The sequence below is a fragment of the Microbacterium aurantiacum genome (assembly GCF_021654035.1).
GTDB lineage: Bacteria > Actinomycetota > Actinomycetes > Actinomycetales > Microbacteriaceae > Microbacterium > Microbacterium aurantiacum.
Genome location: NZ_JAJPDW010000002.1, coordinates 398,524 through 414,897 on the forward strand (window position 1 = coordinate 398,524; position 16,374 = coordinate 414,897).

Here is a 16,374-nt window from a genome sequence, read left to right on the forward strand (position 1 = left end):
GCCGGGAGCGGCTGAGTCGAAGTCAGTCCTCTGCGGCGAGTCTGTGCGCCAGGATGCTCGCGCGCGCCAGCACTTCGAGCTGCGCGGGGTTGTACACCTCGCGCATCGCGTCGACGACCGTGTCGCGCGTGGCCTGTTCGCCCCGCGTGAGGCGGTCTCCCGGATCGAGCAGCCAGGGGTAGTCGCGGAGGTTCTGGGCGAGGCTCGGCGCCAGGCGCTCGGCGAGGTCCCGGCGGGTCTGCTCGTCGGCATCCGCCGGCAGTCGATCGATCTCGAGGGTGACGGGGTCGTCGTCGTGCGCGACGATCTCACGGAGGTCGGTGAGGGACTCCTCGTCGTAGAGGCGCGTGTAGAGGTGGATCATCGAGGAGTCCGCGCTCGACAGGCGCGACCCCACGGCCTCGAAGCCCGCCGGGGTGTCGGCGGGTGCGTCCGTCTCGAGGATCGTGGCGATGGCGGCGCGGGCTTCCTGGAGGCGTTCGATCTTCGCCTGAAGGTCGGCATCCACCTCCGCCAGGGCCTCCGCCGCGGTCAGGCTGTCGGCGCCGACATCGCCGACCTGCGCCAGCGGGACGCCGAGGTCGACGAGGCGACGGATGCGCAGGAGTGCGACGAGGTGCTCGGTGCGGTACTGCTTGTAGCCGTTGTGCTGCCGGTCCGGCTCGGCGAGCAGACCGAGGCGGTGGTAGTGCCGGACGGTGTTGACGGTCGTGCCGGCGAGGTCGGCGAGTTCGCGCGTGCTCCAGTCCATCAGCGCGCGAAGTAGCGCCGCGCGTTCTGGGTCGACAGCAGGATGAGGCCGACGATCGACAGGAACGATCCCGCGAGCACCGACCAGAATCCTTCGCCCGAGAAGAGGCTCACGATCCCCAGGATGATCGTGATCGAGAACACGATGATCGCGACGGTGCGGGCGGTGGGGTTGCCCTTCCAGAGGCCCACACCGACGACCAGTGTGATGATGCCGATCGCGAGGCTCAGCCAGCCGATGAGCGCGACCGGCGTGATGAGCAGTCCGCCGATGACGACGAAGATCGCGCCGATGGTCTGGAAGAAGCCGTTCAGCCACGCGACGATGGCGACGAGGGTGACGCCGAGGGGACGGTTCATGCGAGCTCCCATGGGGTCGCGCCCGCCGTTCGCGGGCGACTGCTCACACGCTAGCGGCTGTCGCCGTTCGCGTCATCGTCCGCGACGGCGTCTTCGGCATCCGCCATCGCCGCCTGGCCCTCTTCGGGCGATTCCGAGCCGGCGGATGCCGCGTCGTTGTGGTCGTTCTCGTGCTGACGGTCGTCGTTCATGGAGACCTCCGGGGTGGTGGATGCTGCTCCTACCGAACACCCCTCTCGGCTGGTGGGCGAGGGGCTTGCCGTGCGTCCGCACGTGTGTGCATGGGCGGGACGGGGAGAGCCCCCGACGCCGAAGGGGCGCCAGGGGCTCTCGTGGATCCGGACTCAGACCGCGCTGCGGGTGGCGCGGATGCGACGCACGTACCAGAGACGGGCGCCGACGCCCCCGGCGAGGAGCACCAGCGCCAGGAACACCGCCCGCAGAGCATGGGCGAGATCCGCGCCGGTCACGGCGAGCGGGTCGTCGGAGGACGAACCCACCGCCGCGCCATCGCCACCGGTGTCGCCGACATCGGTGCCACCGTTTCCGGGCGCGGGTGCGGGCGAGGCGGAGTCCGTCGGCGTGGGCGTCGGGGTCGGGGCGGGTGTGGGGTTCTCACCCTCGCCGGGCTCTTCGCCCGACCCCTCGCCGGGCTCTTCGGGCTCGCCCGGCTCCTCCCCGACGACCGACACCGCGACGGTCTCGGTGACGCCGTTCACCGTCACCGACAGCGATGCCTCACCTGGGGCGACGGCCGTGACCTCGCCCGTCGCCGGGTTCACGCGCAGTGCGCCGGCGGCCGCCGCTTCGAGTCCGGAGGTCAGACCGCGTGCGGTCGCGTCGACGCCCGAGGCGCCGACCACGTCCACGCCCTCGCCGCCCCACTCTGCCGACACCGGCCAGGTGACCGGGACGACGCGTGCGCCATCCTGCATGAGGGACGCCGACACGGCCGCCGTCTCGCCGACCTCCATGACGGACGGAGCCTGCAGCGTCACGGACTCGACCCGCGGCTTGGTCTCGGCCTGCATCCATCGGATCCGGTCCGCGACCACCTCCGGCGACGACCCGACGACGCCCGAGCCGGGGTTGACGCCCAGCATGGTCCAGCCGGTGAAGCCGCCGGCATCCGGAGTGCCCGAGGGGCCCTTGCCGGCGTTGCCGCCGAGGATGCGGCTGACGCCGTCGTAGCTGGTGGCGTCGAAGACCCCGACGTGACCGTTGACCATCGCGGCCGACTTCCCCGTCTCGGCGCGGAAGCTCGTCAGCGTCTCGACGAACTGCGCCGCCTCCGTCCGGTCCGACAGCTGGCTGGCCTTGGTCGGCAGCGGATCGTCGACCGGGTGGTGCGAGAACACGAGCACCCCGGTGACCGTCGGGTCGGCGGCGGCGTCATCCAGGCGCTCCTCGAGGAAGCGCAGCTGGTCCAGCCCCGACGCCCGGAACGAGCCGGCTGCACTGTTGAGGGTGATCATGCGGGTTCCGCCGAGGTCCATCGACCGGTACGGATCGCCGAACGCGTCGATGAAGTTCGAGATCGCGCCGCCCATGATCTCGTGGTTCCCCGGCACGTAGACGTAGGGGATCCGGTCGCCGACCTCTTCGTCCAGGATGCGTGCGGCCAGCTCGAAGTCGGCGACGGATGCCTCGTCCACGAGGTCGCCGTTGATGACGAGGTAGTCGGGCTCGGCCGCGACGATCTCGCGCAGCGTGTCGCGCGTGGCCTGGACGAGGTCGCTGTCGGGGTTGCGGGCGACGAACTGCGCGTCGCTCATCACGGCGATGCGCTGCGCCCGGTCGTCGACCGAGCCGTCGGCGACGATCGCCGGGTCGAACACGCGGGCTGCGACGGGCTGGTCGACGTCGGGGGCGACCACCGACTCGAGCGAGGCGATCGTGATCTCGCCCTGGTAGCTCGCCGCCGGGCGCGTCTCCATCATGCGCACGCGCTGGAAGGTCAACGGGTACGCGGTGCCGGCGGGAACGTTGAAGCGGGCCTGGCGCCATCCGGTCCAGTCCACCATCGGTCCGTCGAGGTTGATGGTGGTGCCCACGCCGGTCTTGAGCTGCAGCCGTGGCCAGGCGCCTGACCCGTCGCCGTGCATCCAGAGCGTCAGCGCCTGCGGCTGTCCCTCGAGGACGCGCCCGCCGGTGGCGGCCTCACCCGGGACGATCGCGTAGTACCCGCGGGTGCCGGTGGAGGTGGTGAAGTCGTACGACATCGTCAGTGCCGGCTGCCCCTCGGGTCCCGTCGCGGGGGTGAGAGTGCCCGTCGCGCGCGCGACACCGGCGGTCCACTCGGCGGCATCGGCGAAGTCGGCGATCCCGATGGTGCGGTAGCCCACGGTCACGGCGACATCGACGCTGCGTCCACCGGCGGTGAAGGTCACCGTCGCCGATCCGCTGTCAACGACGGGCGCGACGGTGAACTCACCGAGCCCGGTCGCCTCGACGGTGACGTCGGCGCCGTGCTCCACGGTGACGTCACCGGTCTCGATCGGGGCGCTGAAGCCGTCGGCGTCGAGGCCGGTCAGCCGCACGGTCGCCGTCTGGCCGGGCTCGGACAGAGCGACCACGGTCGCGCTCGGGCGGATCCGCTCGAGCTCCCCGAGGACGCGGAGCTGAGTGCTGGCGGTCTTCCCCTCGGCGGTGAACGAGACGGTCGCCGTGCCGGGCGTGAGGCCTTCCAGCTGCGCCGAGGCCTCGGTCGACGACGCCACGCGCACGGCGGCATCCGTCGACGCGGAGAACGAGCCCGCGACGGCGACCCCGGTGAGGTTGTCGTCGACCCCGGTGCCGGAGACGGTGCGCTGCAGTCCGGGGAAGACCGCATCGGCGTCCGTCACATCGAGTGCGGGAGCGACGCGGACGTCGGAGACGACACCCGTCTCGGCGGTTGAGAAGAACGCGAGGCTGTTCGCGACGACGCGCTCGCTCCCATCGGACGGCCGGTTGTGGATCGATGCGTCGGTCTCGCCCGGCTCGCGGACGGCGAGCATCGTGGAGCCGCCGCCGTCGAGGTTGACGGCGTTGTGCACGTTCAGGTCGAGCATGAGGTCGCCGAGCTCGCGGAGGGTCATGCCGCGGCTGTCGCCCGCGCGGCCGTCGATCGTGACGACCGTGATCTCCGTGCCGTCGCGGTTGACGCCGATGGCGGTGCGCGATGCCTCGACCTGGTCGGCGTCGGTCTGCTCACCGTCGATGATGAGGCGCTGCGATCCGCTGACGGCGAGGTCGACATCCGCGGATGCCGACACGGTGACGTCGACGGTGTCGCCGACCTCGAGCATCGCGAGGGTGGCGGCACCGGCTTCCCGGCCGATGAGCACACCGGTGCCCTCGGCGATCGCGGCGTCGCCGTCCACCGAGGCCGGATCGGTGCTGACTTCGGTGACCACGCCGTCCGCGACGGTGACCTTCGTCATCGGGGTGACCACGGTGGCGGGGGCGCCGAGCGGTCGGGCGAGGGTGTGGGTGCCCCAGGCCGGGGTGTACCAGCCGATGCCGCCGGTTCCGATGGTCGGGCTGTTCACCCCGGTGACGTCGTGAGTCGTGCCGTCGATCGTCACGGTCGCGGCGGAGGTGAGTGCCTGCACGGCGGCGAGCCCGTCGGCGATCGTGAACGCCGGACGCGTATCGGGTGCGAGGGTGCGCACTCCCTGAGAGGGGGAGATGTTCGTGCCGACGGGGGCGGTGGAGTTGTTCATGTCGAAGTAGTCGCCGTTGACAGCGGCGACGGCGCCGGTGCCCGCGATCTGATCGCTGAGGGTGGCGCCGCCCGTGACGGATCCGGCATCCAGGACATCGAGCGACAGTGTCGGGGTCGTCAGATCGGCGCGCATGACGTGCCCGGTGACCCAGCCGGCCGGCTGGAGGCGACGGAAGTCGGTGAGCTCCAGGCCAGGGGCGAGGGTCTGCGACGACGACGTCAGGAGCGTCGAGTCGCCGCCGCTCAGGTCGAGGTCGACGGCGGAGGCGGCGAGGGCAGGGGGCGGTGCGAGTGTGCCGACCCCCACCGCCGAGACGGCGACGATGGTGGCGAGGAGAGCCGCGCCCGTGCGACGGCGTCGGGATGAGGGCAGCGAAGAGCGTCGAGTATCGAGCGCAGGCAAGTGGAACACCTTCCGGTTCGAGTGGGGGAGTGGTGCCGAACCTCACTCGGTCACGGAGGCCGACGCGGCGACCCTACGTATCGACCCGACCCATCCGGTGACCTCCAGGTGAACGCGCGGTGCTGCTCCCCTCCTCAACGGGAAGGGAGCGCGACGTACGCTCGAGGGATGACCCCGACCGCCCGGACCGCGCCCGCGACGCTCACGCACCGGTTCGCCGACGCGGTGCCGGAGATGGCGGTCGCGTGGCGGGCAGATGCACCGCCGGCGCCGGCGCTCCTCGTCCTCGACGATGCGCTCGCGACCGAGCTCGGCCTCGATCCGGCATTCCTCCGCACCCCGGCGGGCCTGGCGTTCCTCACCGGCACCGCCCTGCCCGACGGCGCGCAGCCGGTCGCGCAGGCCTACGCCGGGCACCAGTTCGGCGGCTACAACCCCCGGCTCGGTGACGGGCGCGCCCTCCTCCTCGGCGAGCTCACCGCGCGCGACGGCGCGACCCACGACCTCCACCTGAAGGGCTCCGGACCGACGCCCTTCGCCCGCGGCGGCGACGGGTACGCCGCGGTCGGGCCGATGCTCCGCGAATACGTCGTCAGCGAGGCGATGCACGCGCTCGGCATCCCGACAACGCGCGCGCTCGCGGTCGTCGCGACCGGCCGGGATGTCGTCCGCGAGCAGATCCTCCCCGGCGCCGTCCTCGTCCGCACCGCCTCCAGCCATCTCCGCGTCGGCAGCGTCGTGTTCGCGAACGCGACCGGCGACCGCGACGTGCTCGAACGCCTCGTCGACCACGCGATCGAGCGCCACGACCCCGGCATCGACCCCGAGACAGCCGCCGCCACCCCGACCGACCGCGCCCGCGCGCTCCTCGACGTTGTCATCGCCCGCCAGGCCGACCTCATCGCGCGGTGGATGCTCGTCGGCTTCGTCCACGGCGTGATGAACACCGACAACATGACGCTCTCGGGCGAGACGATCGACTACGGCCCCTGCGCGTTCCTGGACGCCTTCGACCCCGGCGCGGTCTTCAGCTCCATCGACCGTCAAGGCCGTTACGCCTACGGCAATCAGCCCGGCATCGGCGAGTGGAACCTCGCCCGCCTCGCCGAGGCCCTCCTCCCACTCCTCGCGGACGACACGGATGCCGCCATCTCGGTCGCGCAGGACGCCCTCGACGCCTACCGCCCCGCGTACAACGAGGCGTGGTCGGCCGGCATCCGCGAGAAGCTCGGCATCGGCGCCCCCGATGCGCGTCGCGACGAGGACGCCGTGCCGGCGCTCGTGTCCGACCTCTTCGACCTCCTCGCCGTCTCGCGCGCGGACTACACGCTCTTCTTCCGCCACCTCGCGACGGCCGCCCGCGGTGACGCCAAGCCGCTCCGCTCCCTCGTCGCCGACGCCGGCCCCCTCGACCTCTGGCTCGCGCGCTGGCTCGCCCTCGCCCCCGATCCGGAGGCGATGGACCGCGTCAACCCGCTCTACATCCCCCGCAACCACCTCGTCGAGGAGGCGCTCGCCGCGGCATCCGACACCGGCGATCTGACGCTGCTCCACCGACTGACGGATGCCGTCCGCTCGCCGTTCACCGAACGCCTCGGTCTCGAGCGCTACGCCGAGCCCGCTCCCGACGCCTTCGGACCGTACGTCACGTACTGCGGCACCTGACCGGACCTGCCGGCGCCTCACGGCCGACTCGAGATGACCCCCGCGATGACGAGGGAGCTCGCGACACCGGCGATCACCGTACGGGCGACGGCGGATGCCGCGGCGGCGGCGCCCCAGTCGCCCTGCTCGAACGCCTTCCCCCGGGTGTACACGGCCGAGGTCCACGGGATCTCGCGATCGAACCAGGGGAGGGTGTCGCTGGCGGAGAGGAGTCCGGCGAGCGCCGCCGTGCGGGCGTCGGGGTTGGCGCCGTCGACGAGTGCCGCGCGCACCGCATCGAGGAGCCGGGCGCGACGATCTCCGCCGAGCGTGTAGTGCGTCGAGGAGAAGACGCCGAGGGTTCTGCGGGTCTCGGCCCGCAGCTCGCCGCGCGCGACCAGGCGCTCGAGGGTCGGTTCGCGCAGGTTCGGCCCGACCGCCGCGAGCACCGTCTGCACGTCGCGGGGCTTCTTCTGCAGGTCGTCCCAGACCGGGGCGAGAAGCTCGTCCGCCGGTCGCTCGTCCGCCGTCGTCGAGACGGGCCGAGCGAACAGTCGCGTGTCGTCGACGTCGACGGCCCCGGTCAGGGCGAGGTCGGCGACGGCGGCGCCGCCGAGGACGTAGTAGAGGATGTTCTCCCCGGCGATGGTTCCGGAATCCGGTTGGAACAGCAGCAGCAGCACGTCCTCGACGAGGGAGGGCTCGGTGGGGATCGGCTCGGCGGAGGGGGATCGGTCAGCGCTCATGACTCCAGGGAACACCGTGTTCCCACCACAGGGTCAAGCTGCGCGCAACCCCCTGCAGCCGTCCGGCCTTGCGAGTAGGAAGAGATAGGAGAGACTCTCGCCCACCGCGCCCGACGGCGCCGCTCGCCCGAGCTGATCGACCCAGAGGAGCCACCCGTGTCCACGACAGCGAAGACGCGCGCCGACCGCCGCGACAGCACCCTCCCCTCGCGGGGGATCGCGCAGCAGATCATCATCCTCGTGAGCTCCGTCCTCGCGATCGTCGCCGCCTTCATCGGGTCGGGCGCGTTCTTCGGGACGCCCATCCAGGAGGCGGCGGGCGGGTTCCTGAACTCCGACTCGACGCTCATCGCGCCCGGTACCGGCGCATTCCGGATCTGGAGCGTCATCTACACGGGCATGCTCGCCTACGCGATCTGGCAGGCGCTCCCCGCGCAGCGGAACGATGCGCGGCAGGCGCGCATCGGCTGGTGGGTGGCGGCATCCCTCATCCTCAACGCCATCTGGATCGGTGTCGTCCAGGCCGACCTCCTGTGGCTGAGCCTTCCGGTCATCGCCGCGCTGCTGGCGGTCCTCTGCCGCATCTTCGTGATCCTCCGCCGCACCACCCCGAAGAACAAGGTCGAGATCGTCGTCGCCGACGGCGCCATCGGCCTCTACCTCGGGTGGGTCATCATCGCCACCGCCGCGAACGCGACCGCCATCCTCGTCGCGACCGGCTTCGACGGCTTCGGCATCGCGCCGGAGTTCTGGTCCTCGCTCGTGCTCGGTGTCGCAGCGATCATCGGCATCGCGCTCGCCTTCTGGGGCGGTGGCCGCATCGCGCCGGCCCTGTCGCTCAGCTGGGGTGTCGCGTGGGTCGCCGTCGCGCGGTTCACCGACGAGCCCTACTCGCCCGCGACCGGTGTCGCCGCGATCGTCGCGGTGGTCCTCATCGTCGTCGCGACCGTGGTCGCCCGCATCCGCCACGACCGCACCCACCGCGCACGCGCACGCGCAAGCGCCGCTGCCCGCTGACCTCGGGCCCAGCGTGAGGCCGGTTGCCGAGCAGGCGGATGCATGCGAAAATGCATGCATGGTTGCTCTTCAGGTCCGCCACGTGCCCGACGCGGTTCGCGAAGCGCTGATCGAGGCAGCGCGCACACAGGGCGTTTCCCTGCAGCAGTACCTTCTCGGCGTGCTCGAGCAGGAGGCCCGAAACGCCCGGCGTCGACGCTGGCTCACCGACGTCCGGCCGGCTGCGCCGGGTGATGGGCGGGGTGAAAGCGCGACCGAGCTGATTCGTCGGGATCGGGACAGCGCCGCGTGACCGTCATCGTCGACGCCTCCGTTATGGCGGAGGCGCTGGACCCTTCGTCGCCGAGGAATCTCCGCGCGCTCGACGCGCTCGCCGATGACGTCGTCTGGATCGTGCCGGCGCACTTCCTCGTCGAGGTGGCGAGCGCCCTTCGCGGGCGACGACTCGCCGGGGCGATCACGACGGAGCAGTTCATCCACGCCGTGGCGGCGCTGCGGGCTGCGGACGTCGACGAACACTCGGTCGCTCCGCTCCTCGCACGCATCGCCGAACTCGCACTGAACGCCACGGCGTATGACGCGGCCTACGTCGCCCTCGCGGAGCGGGTCGGGGCGGATCTGATCACCATGGACGCGAAGCTCGCACGCATTCCGGGTGCGACCTGCACGGTGCGCGTCCTCTGATCGAGGGCGGAAGAACGGTCGTCAGCGCGGGGCGATGACGCTGAGGCCCGCCGCCGTGGCCGCCGTCGAGAGCTCGGGGTCGTATGTGACCACCTCGTCGGCGCCGATTCTCAGGGCCGTCGCGAGATGGATCGCGTCGTTCGACCGCAGGGGCGCGTGCGTCCCGGCGCTGAGGAGATCACCGCGCGTGATGTCGACCAGTGTGACCGTGTCGAGGAGGAGCGCGATGGAGTCGAGCGGGATGTCGGAGGGGTTTCGCCCTGCCGCGCGGTGCAGCTCGGTGTGAAGCAGCCACGACGCCGCGAGACGTCGGCCGGAGCCGACGAGGGTGAGCGAGAGCGCCTCCGACTCCGGTTCGTCGATGAGAAGCTTCATCGCGGCTGAGGTGTCGAGGTAGGCGGTGGTCACCAGTGCCCTCGGGCGTCGTCGACGAGGTCCCGCGAGCAGCGTGCGGAGATGGAGCGTCGGAGGTCGGAGAGTGCGTCGATGCTGCGCCGGGCGCCTCGCGCCTCACCGTGGGCGATCAGTGCGTCGAGAGACGCGTCACCCGGTGGGACGATCCGCGCTGCCGGGCGCCCGTGATTGGTGATCTCGAATGACTCTCCGGCTTCGACGCGGCGCAGGATCTCGCCGCTGCGGTTGCGCATCTCCCGGTGGCTGATCCTCTCCATGAGGGGAGCGTAGCACCGTGTCGCACGTTCGCCATCGGGTTCTCCACAGTGGGACCACGCTCAACGGTCGGCGGCCTACGCTGGGGTCGTGAACGACGACGCCCGCGTATCTCCCGACGACCCGTTCGATGATCCGGAAGTCCAGGCTTTCCTGGCACGGGAGGGGATCGTTCGCACACCGGGTATGGCGGCGAAGCTCATGCGAGATCTCGGCCCGCTCGTCGCCGACGAGGGCTTCGATCTTGAGAACCTCGGCGAAGCGGACGTCGACGGACTCAATGCGGCCCTGGCGCGCGCGACCGAACGCCACAATCTCACTCTGTTCACTCCCATCGGTGACCGGCGGCAGCAGGCTCTGGCCGTCTTGGTGCGGGTCGCCCGTGCGGTCGCGGACGACGACGAGGTAGCGGCGCGCCGGGAACTCGGTCGGATCTCTCCGGAGGCGACCGTGGACCTTCCCGCGATCTCGGATGTCATGGGAGTGAGCATCGGGTTGCTCGACCGCTGGTACTCCGACCCCGTTACCGTCACCGGGCTGTCCGCGGCACGATTCCCCCGCTGGGCGGCATCTGCCCGGAAGGCGGGCACCGACATCGTCGGGCTTGCGCGCAAGGGGCGCGGGTTCGACTCGCTCGACCGTCTGCACTTCGCGCACTCAGGCCTTGCGCTGTATGAAGCGGGTGCGCTCGCGGTGGCCGCGGCGCTGACCGCGTGGTCGCGTCGCGAGAATCTGGCCGTGGAGGTCGTCGCCCGGCGGGAGTTGGACCTCGACGCGGAGACGACCCTGGAGGCTCCCATGCTCGTGGCCGCCGCGACTGAGGCGCGCGGCGCTGCGTTCGGTATCGGATCGACGAGACCCGAACGTGGTTCTGACACGTCAGAAGCGTTCACCCGCTGGCTCGCCACTCAACCGGATGGTCACGACCGCATCGAGGTGGGAGAGGTCGAGCTCCTCCAAGATCTTCTCGCTCTGGCCGTGAGGGTCGATCTCGATCTCTCCGACCCGGACGACGTCGATCCCTTCATCGAGACGCTCTTCGGTATCTCGGACCCCGACGACCCCGAGCAGGAACAGACCCTCGGCAACGCCCTCGAGGTGCTTCATGACTATGTGCATTTTCGGCTGGAGCGAAGCGCCGAGGGGTCAGCAGCCTGGAAGGCTGCGCATGCCGCGGTCGAGTCAGCCATCGACGAGCTCGACGAGGTCGATGAAGACGCTCCGATGCCGCCGCACGTCGCTGCCGCGTTGGAGGCGTCCGCTCATGTCGGCGACGTCGCGCAGAGGACCGCGCTGTCGGCCCTCCCCGTCGTTCGATCCGTCTCGCCGTTCCTCGACTGGATCGGCGCCGGTCGCGCCCTCACCTCCTCGGGAATGCTCCGCCGTGTCGACATCCCCGACGCCGCCGCGTTCCTCGGAATCGACGCGCTGGGCGTCCGATCCCGGGCCGCCGCCGATGATCTGCGGGGGCCATCGGGCCGGCGGTACGTCCTTTCCCTCCGTGAAGTGCCCGAGTTCATGGCCTGGTGGAACGCCCTGCACGCCGCCGATATCCTCGAGTCCAGCGCCACACGCGTGCGTCCGGGCCCGGCGGCCATGTCATGGCGAGGTGAGACACCCCCTTCGCTCGCACTCGCCGAACAGATCACGACGATGTGCTCGGCCTTCCTCATCACCGGCGGTGCCGAGCGGACCTTCTTCGACGAGCTCGCCGGTCGTATCGTCGTCGCTCGGCTCTTCTCGACGGTCGCCGAGGATTCCGATCCGATCGATGTCGATGTCGATGTCGAGGGTGAGGAGCAGTTCCTCGCTCCCCGCGTTGCCCGCGTGCTCGAGCAGCTCGCCCTCACGGGACTCATCACGGTGAAGGACGGCGCGATTGACGTCGCTCCGGGTCTCGAACCCGCCGTGACGACCAGCGCTCTGGTCGCCATCACTCTGCTCATCCGAGACGTCGGGTAGCACCCCGCGCGGTTCCCCTACCGCACGGTCACCGTCACCGGAGCGGATGCCGTCTCTCCGGCGGCGTCGCGGAACACCGCCACGAGCTCGTGGGTGCCCGCCGTGACGCCCTCGAGTTCCACCCGTACCCGCTGGGCGGAGGGTGTCGCGGCGGCGAGCTCGCCGGAGTCGACGACCTCGCCGTCGAGCAGAAGGTCGTACGCGTCGGCGTTGGTGCCCCACCAGAGGTTCGCCGTCACCGTGAAGTCGCCGTCCCGATCCCCGTTGTCGTGGGACACGACCGGCTTCCCCGGGGCTGCGGCGTTCACGACGACCGTCGTCGACGTCGTCTCCGTCACACCCTGCGCGTTGACGAGCTCGGCGGTGTACACGTAGCGGCCGTTGGGCTTGCCCTCGATGCGGAGCCCCGTCGTCTGCGACATCCCCGCGGTCGGCTCGAGCGCGCGGGTCTCGATCAGCTCGCCGTTCTCGAACAGGCGGAACACCGTCCCCGGCACGCCCCACCACAGGTTCATGACGACGTCGTAGTTCCCGTCGTGGAGGCCGTAGTCCCACCCGCTCGTGTTCGAGAGGGCGCCGCGTCCGGGAGCGGCGGTGAACGGATCACCGGGCACGAGCAGCACGGTCGAGGTCTCGGTCGCCTCGAGCCCGGCGTTGTTCACCGCGGTGGCGGTGACCTCCACCTCGCGCCCGTCGCCCTCGATCCCGAGCTCGGACAGGATCACCTCGCCGGATGCCGGCACCTCGACCCCGTCGACGGTGACCACCACGGTCCGCACACCGCTCTCCGGGTCGTCCGCGGTCACCGCCAGGGCGAGCGGGTCGTCGACCGAGACGATGCCCCACGGCATCCCGTCGATCACCGGCGCGGACTCGTCCGCCGCGGGCGCACCGACGTACGAGATGGCGGCCGTGGGCGGCTCCTCCATCCCGGCGCCGAGGAAGAACGACGGGTTCGGCGGCTGGTTGTACGCGGAGTTCTGGTTCGCCACAGCCAGCCGATACTGCGAGTCGTGCATGAGGGTCGGGATCCGCGTGTCCGCGACATCCGTCGTCGTGTGGATGCGGATGCCGCTGCCGTCGGCGAGCCGCACCGCGACCTCCTCGCGCCAATCGCCGAAGAGGTCGGCCTGGATGACGGGATTGCCCTTCGTGGTGTTGTTCGTGAGGGTCCCCTCGAAGCGGGCGATCTCGACCTCCTCCTGCGCCGCCGGGTCCCACTTCGAGATCGTCGGGACGCCCGCCGAGATGGCGGTGTCGTAGTCGTGGTCGGTGATCTCCCGTGTGAGGTCGCCGTCCCACCAGGTGACGAAGTTCGCCGCGGGGATGTCGTTCGACAGCACCGTGCCGTCGGCGGCGTTGAGGGTCCCCACGCGGGAGTTCCACGCGAAGTCCCCGCCGATGTTCCACGCCTCCGCGCCGGGCGAGGTGGGGTCGATGTCGGCGGCGGTCCCGCGGCCGGTGTCGCGGCTGCCCTCGTTGGCCCAGAGGATCTCACCGGTCTCGGCGTCCCGCATCGCGGCGATGATGCCACCGTTGCCGCTCGGGCTCTCGAAGACGCTGTAGACCTCCAGTCCCGGGCGATCGATGACGAAGTCGCCGACGTGCTGCGCGTCGCCGTGGAAGAGGCGCGAGTTGTACAGCGGCGTGCCGTCGTCATCGATCGTCAGGGCGCCGAAGACGATCTCGTCCAGGCCGTCCCGGTCGACGTCGGCGACGGTGAACTGGTGGTTGCCCTGCCCCTCGTACTGCGCACCCGCCGCGTCGGAGTCGAACGTCCAGCGCTCGACGAGCCGCCCGTCCACGAGGTCCCACGCGACGATGACGGAGCGGGTGTAGTAGCCGCGGCTCATCACCAGCGACGGGTTCTCGCCGTCGAGGTAGGCCACGCCCCCGAGGAACCGGTCGACGCGGTTGCCGTATCCATCGCCCCACGCAGCGACATTGCCTCGGCCGGGCAGGTAGTCGACGGTGTCGATCGCGGCGCCGGTCTCGCCGTCGAAGACGGTGAGGTACTCGGGGCCGGTGAGGATGTAGCCGCCGGAGTTCCGGTGGTCCGCGTCGGGGTCGCCGATGACGGTGCCCTCGCCGTCGATCGTGCCGTCGGCGGTCTTCACGGCGATCTCGGCACGGCCGTCGCTGTCGAGGTCGAACGCTTCGAGCTGGGTGTAGTGCGCACCGGCGCGGATGTTCCGCCCGAGGTCGATGCGCCACAGGCTCGTGCCGTCGAGACGCACCGCTTCGATGTAGACGTTGCCGGTGTAGCCGGACTGGGAGTTGTCCTTCGCGTTCGAGGGGTTCCAGAGGAAGATCAGCTCGTACTGCCCGTCGCCGTCGAGATCGGCCACCGTGCCGTCGCCGGGGGCGTAGGTCGCGGTGCTGCCGTCGGGCATCGTCTGCGGCGCCGGGGTGTCCAGCGCGATGTCGAGGTACCCGGATGCCCACAGCCCGAACTCGTCGGTCACCGAGACCTCGCGGTCGCCGATCTGCGCCGTGACGAGGTAAGTCGAATCGGCCGTGCCGTCGGGGTCGACGAGGTTGGTGGTCTCGGTGATCGGGGCGTCGGTGATCTTCACGCCGTCGCGGTAGACGGTGAACCCGAGGTCGCGGTCGTCGAGGCCGAGGAGGCGCCAGCCAAGGTAGACCCCGGCATCCGTCGTCACCGCGACCGGGGAGCGGTCGAGGTACTCGACGTTCCGCACCAGGGTGGTGGCGGCATCCGTCGCGTGCACCGCGGACTCCTCCGACGCACCGCCGGCGTTCACCGCGACCACACGGTAGAGGTACGGGCGCGTGGTGAGGACATCCGTGTCGGTGTAGGTCGGCTCGCCCACGCGTGCGATCTCGGTGAAGGGGAGATCCTCGCGCGTGGAACGGAACACCCGGTAGAGCGCGGCGCCCTCGACGCTGTCCCACGCGATGGTCACGCTGTTGCGCTCGATCGACGTCGTCACCAGCCCGGAGGGCTGCGCGGGTGGGGCAACCGAGGCGTCCGTGACCGAGGCCGTGACGCGCTCGCCGGTGCGGGAGGTCCGTTCGCCCTTCACCGTCGCCACGGCATAGTCGTAGCTCTCGCCGAGCTCGACGTCGCTGTCGACGTACGTCGGGGGAGTCGCCGCGTCGAAGGGCGCCGCCACGGTGGCGATCTCGGCCAGGTCTCCGTCGGGGGCGGCGCGATAGATCCTGTAGCCGGTGGCGCCGGCGACCGGCTCCCACCCGAGCGCGACGACGGGGACGTCGGCGTTCACGGAGGTGGCCAGCGCGAGCGGTGCGGGCAGGGGCGTCTGCACGAGGATGCCGTTGATCCGTCCGTCGCCGGATGCCGAGATGGTGAGCTGTCCGTCGGCCACGACGATCTCGGGGAAGAACTCCTCGTGCACGTCGCCGCTCGCCGTCCGCGGGCCCGAGAACGCGGTGCCTTCGATGTCGAACGTCGTGCGGTTGCCGGCGATGAGGTCGCCCGCCCACGTCGTGACCTCGTAGGTGCCGTTGGGGACGTCGACGGCGAAGGTCGAGCTGCCGGCGATCGTGAAGTCGCGTGCGACGAGGTCGTCGCCGCCCCGGTCGCGGAACGCCCCCGGTGCGACGGTGAATCCGTAGCCGGTCTCGGCGCTGTAGGCCGATCCGGGGTGCACGCCGGTCCACCCCTCGGCGACAGGGGAAGCGGGTCCGCCGAAGTCGAAGCGCAGATCGATCTCCTCGTTCGCGGATGCCGGAGCCGTCACGATCCCGCCGGAGACGACGATCGCGCCTCCCGCCAGGGCGGCGATCGCGGTGCGGAACCTCATCGTACGTCGCAGAGCAGTCACTGAATCTCCCTCGAGTCAGTTAAGGAAAGCGTTTCCCAAGCCGTGTCCCATTTTGGCCCGTTCCGCAGTTTCGCGTCAAGGAATCCGCGGTTTCTCCCGCAGTTCTCATCCGCGCAAGAATCGAGCCATGACGTTCCTCCCCGCCGATCTGTACGCCCGGATCGAGGAGTCCATGCCCATCGCCTGCGTCGACTTCGTGCCCGTGCGCGAGGTCGACGGACGTCGCGAGATCGGTCTCATCCTGCGCGATTCTCCGCACGGTCGCGTGTGGTGCCACCTGGGTGGTCGCATTCAGCGCGGCGAGACGATCGCCGTCGCGATCCGTCGCCACTGTGTCGACACCCTCGGCCTCGAGCCCGTCCTGCCGCTGAACCCGCAGCCCGCGTACGTCTACGAGTGGTTTCCGCCCTCCGTTGCTCCGACGGACGGCACCGTCTTCGGCGACGATCCCCGCAAGCACGCGATCGGCCTGTCGTTCACGATCGCGCTCGAGGGCGATCCGCAGCCCCAGGAGGAGGCCCTCGACTTCGCCTTCTTCGCCACGGATGCCCTGCCCGACGACCTCTGGCCCGGATGCCGCGTCCTGTTCGAGCGGATGGGCCTGGGCTGACCGGCCTGTTC

General features: G+C 70.7%; 14 protein-coding genes. 6 read left to right on the top strand and 8 right to left on the bottom strand.

The features are described from left to right. Positions 1-22: 22 nt before the first annotated feature. The 4 genes from LTL01_RS07335 to LTL01_RS07350 all read right to left on the bottom strand — a co-directional run bounded on the left by LTL01_RS07335 (position 23) and on the right by LTL01_RS07350 (position 5,222). Entirely contained in the window at positions 23-751 is a 729-nt protein-coding gene (locus LTL01_RS07335; protein WP_236968012.1) for a helix-turn-helix domain-containing protein, read from the bottom strand. Further along, on the bottom strand, positions 751-1,110 hold the full coding sequence (locus LTL01_RS07340; protein ID WP_236968013.1) for a hypothetical protein: 360 nt from the start codon (positions 1,108-1,110) through the stop codon (positions 751-753). The genes LTL01_RS07335 and LTL01_RS07340 overlap by 1 nt, the downstream gene beginning before the upstream one ends. Positions 1,111-1,160: 50 nt before the next feature. Continuing rightward, positions 1,161-1,301, bottom strand: a complete 141-nt coding sequence (locus tag LTL01_RS07345) for a hypothetical protein (protein ID WP_236968014.1) — start codon at positions 1,299-1,301, stop codon at positions 1,161-1,163. Between the two features lie 153 nt (positions 1,302-1,454). Beyond that, positions 1,455-5,222: a phosphodiester glycosidase family protein gene (locus tag LTL01_RS07350; protein WP_236968015.1), complete on the bottom strand. Its 3,768-nt coding sequence runs from the start codon at positions 5,220-5,222 to the stop codon at positions 1,455-1,457. A 168-nt stretch (positions 5,223-5,390) separates the two neighbouring features. Between LTL01_RS07350 and LTL01_RS07355 the strand changes: the two genes are divergently transcribed. After that, positions 5,391-6,887 (top strand): protein adenylyltransferase SelO, encoded by a 1,497-nt coding sequence (locus LTL01_RS07355; protein ID WP_236968016.1) that lies wholly within the window; start codon positions 5,391-5,393, stop codon positions 6,885-6,887. 17 nt (positions 6,888-6,904) lie between these two features. Here LTL01_RS07355 and LTL01_RS07360 read toward each other — a convergent pair whose 3' ends face one another. Next, entirely contained in the window at positions 6,905-7,612 is a 708-nt protein-coding gene (locus LTL01_RS07360) for a GOLPH3/VPS74 family protein (RefSeq protein ID WP_236968017.1), read from the bottom strand. Positions 7,613-7,768: 156 nt separating this feature from the next. On the opposite strand from LTL01_RS07360, the gene LTL01_RS07365 reads away from it, so the two are divergent. From LTL01_RS07365 to LTL01_RS07375, 3 genes are read left to right on the top strand one after another with little or no spacing between them, the layout of a single operon-like run. Beyond that, positions 7,769-8,629, top strand: coding sequence for a TspO-related membrane protein (locus LTL01_RS07365; RefSeq protein WP_236968018.1), 861 nt, complete (start codon positions 7,769-7,771; stop codon positions 8,627-8,629). Between the two features lie 58 nt (positions 8,630-8,687). Next, on the top strand, positions 8,688-8,921 hold the full coding sequence (locus LTL01_RS07370) for a hypothetical protein (RefSeq protein ID WP_053546331.1): 234 nt from the start codon (positions 8,688-8,690) through the stop codon (positions 8,919-8,921). Further along, the gene (locus LTL01_RS07375; protein WP_082334507.1) at positions 8,918-9,313 is read left to right on the top strand and encodes a type II toxin-antitoxin system VapC family toxin; all 396 of its coding nucleotides are present in this window, start codon (positions 8,918-8,920) and stop codon (positions 9,311-9,313) included. The genes LTL01_RS07370 and LTL01_RS07375 overlap by 4 nt, the downstream gene beginning before the upstream one ends. 21 nt (positions 9,314-9,334) lie before the next feature. Here the strand turns inward: LTL01_RS07375 and LTL01_RS07380 are convergent, their stop codons facing one another. Both LTL01_RS07380 and LTL01_RS07385 read right to left on the bottom strand, forming a co-directional pair. Next, positions 9,335-9,721: a type II toxin-antitoxin system VapC family toxin gene (locus LTL01_RS07380; protein WP_064319281.1), complete on the bottom strand. Its 387-nt coding sequence runs from the start codon at positions 9,719-9,721 to the stop codon at positions 9,335-9,337. Continuing rightward, complete coding sequence (locus tag LTL01_RS07385; RefSeq protein WP_236968019.1) at positions 9,718-9,984, bottom strand: type II toxin-antitoxin system Phd/YefM family antitoxin; 267 nt, start codon at positions 9,982-9,984, stop codon at positions 9,718-9,720. The genes LTL01_RS07380 and LTL01_RS07385 overlap by 4 nt, the downstream gene beginning before the upstream one ends. Before the next feature lie 88 nt (positions 9,985-10,072). Between LTL01_RS07385 and LTL01_RS07390 the strand changes: the two genes are divergently transcribed. Then, the gene (locus tag LTL01_RS07390) at positions 10,073-11,944 is read left to right on the top strand and encodes a hypothetical protein (RefSeq protein WP_236968020.1); all 1,872 of its coding nucleotides are present in this window, start codon (positions 10,073-10,075) and stop codon (positions 11,942-11,944) included. Between the two features lie 17 nt (positions 11,945-11,961). Here the strand turns inward: LTL01_RS07390 and LTL01_RS14680 are convergent, their stop codons facing one another. Continuing rightward, complete coding sequence (locus LTL01_RS14680) at positions 11,962-15,732, bottom strand: rhamnogalacturonan lyase family protein (RefSeq protein WP_272877824.1); 3,771 nt, start codon at positions 15,730-15,732, stop codon at positions 11,962-11,964. Between the two features lie 148 nt (positions 15,733-15,880). Here LTL01_RS14680 and LTL01_RS07400 point away from each other — a divergent pair, with 148 nt between their 5' ends. Then, positions 15,881-16,363, top strand: a complete 483-nt coding sequence (locus tag LTL01_RS07400) for a DUF4916 domain-containing protein (RefSeq protein WP_236968021.1) — start codon at positions 15,881-15,883, stop codon at positions 16,361-16,363. Positions 16,364-16,374 lie beyond the last annotated feature (11 nt).

Bases quoted from the DNA above. Each gene is read 5' to 3' on its own strand.
- LTL01_RS07335 (WP_236968012.1), bottom strand. From the start codon at position 751: ATGGACTGGAGCACGCGCGAACTCGCCGACCTCGCCGGCACGACCGTC.
- LTL01_RS07340 (WP_236968013.1), bottom strand. From the start codon at position 1,110: ATGAACCGTCCCCTCGGCGTCACCCTCGTCGCCATCGTCGCGTGGCTG.
- LTL01_RS07345 (WP_236968014.1), bottom strand. From the start codon at position 1,301: ATGAACGACGACCGTCAGCACGAGAACGACCACAACGACGCGGCATCC.
- LTL01_RS07355 (WP_236968016.1), top strand. From the start codon at position 5,391: ATGACCCCGACCGCCCGGACCGCGCCCGCGACGCTCACGCACCGGTTC.
- LTL01_RS07360 (WP_236968017.1), bottom strand. From the start codon at position 7,612: ATGAGCGCTGACCGATCCCCCTCCGCCGAGCCGATCCCCACCGAGCCC.
- LTL01_RS07370 (WP_053546331.1), top strand. From the start codon at position 8,688: ATGGTTGCTCTTCAGGTCCGCCACGTGCCCGACGCGGTTCGCGAAGCG.
- LTL01_RS07385 (WP_236968019.1), bottom strand. From the start codon at position 9,984: ATGGAGAGGATCAGCCACCGGGAGATGCGCAACCGCAGCGGCGAGATC.
- LTL01_RS14680 (WP_272877824.1), bottom strand. From the start codon at position 15,732: ATGAGGTTCCGCACCGCGATCGCCGCCCTGGCGGGAGGCGCGATCGTC.
- LTL01_RS07400 (WP_236968021.1), top strand. From the start codon at position 15,881: ATGACGTTCCTCCCCGCCGATCTGTACGCCCGGATCGAGGAGTCCATG.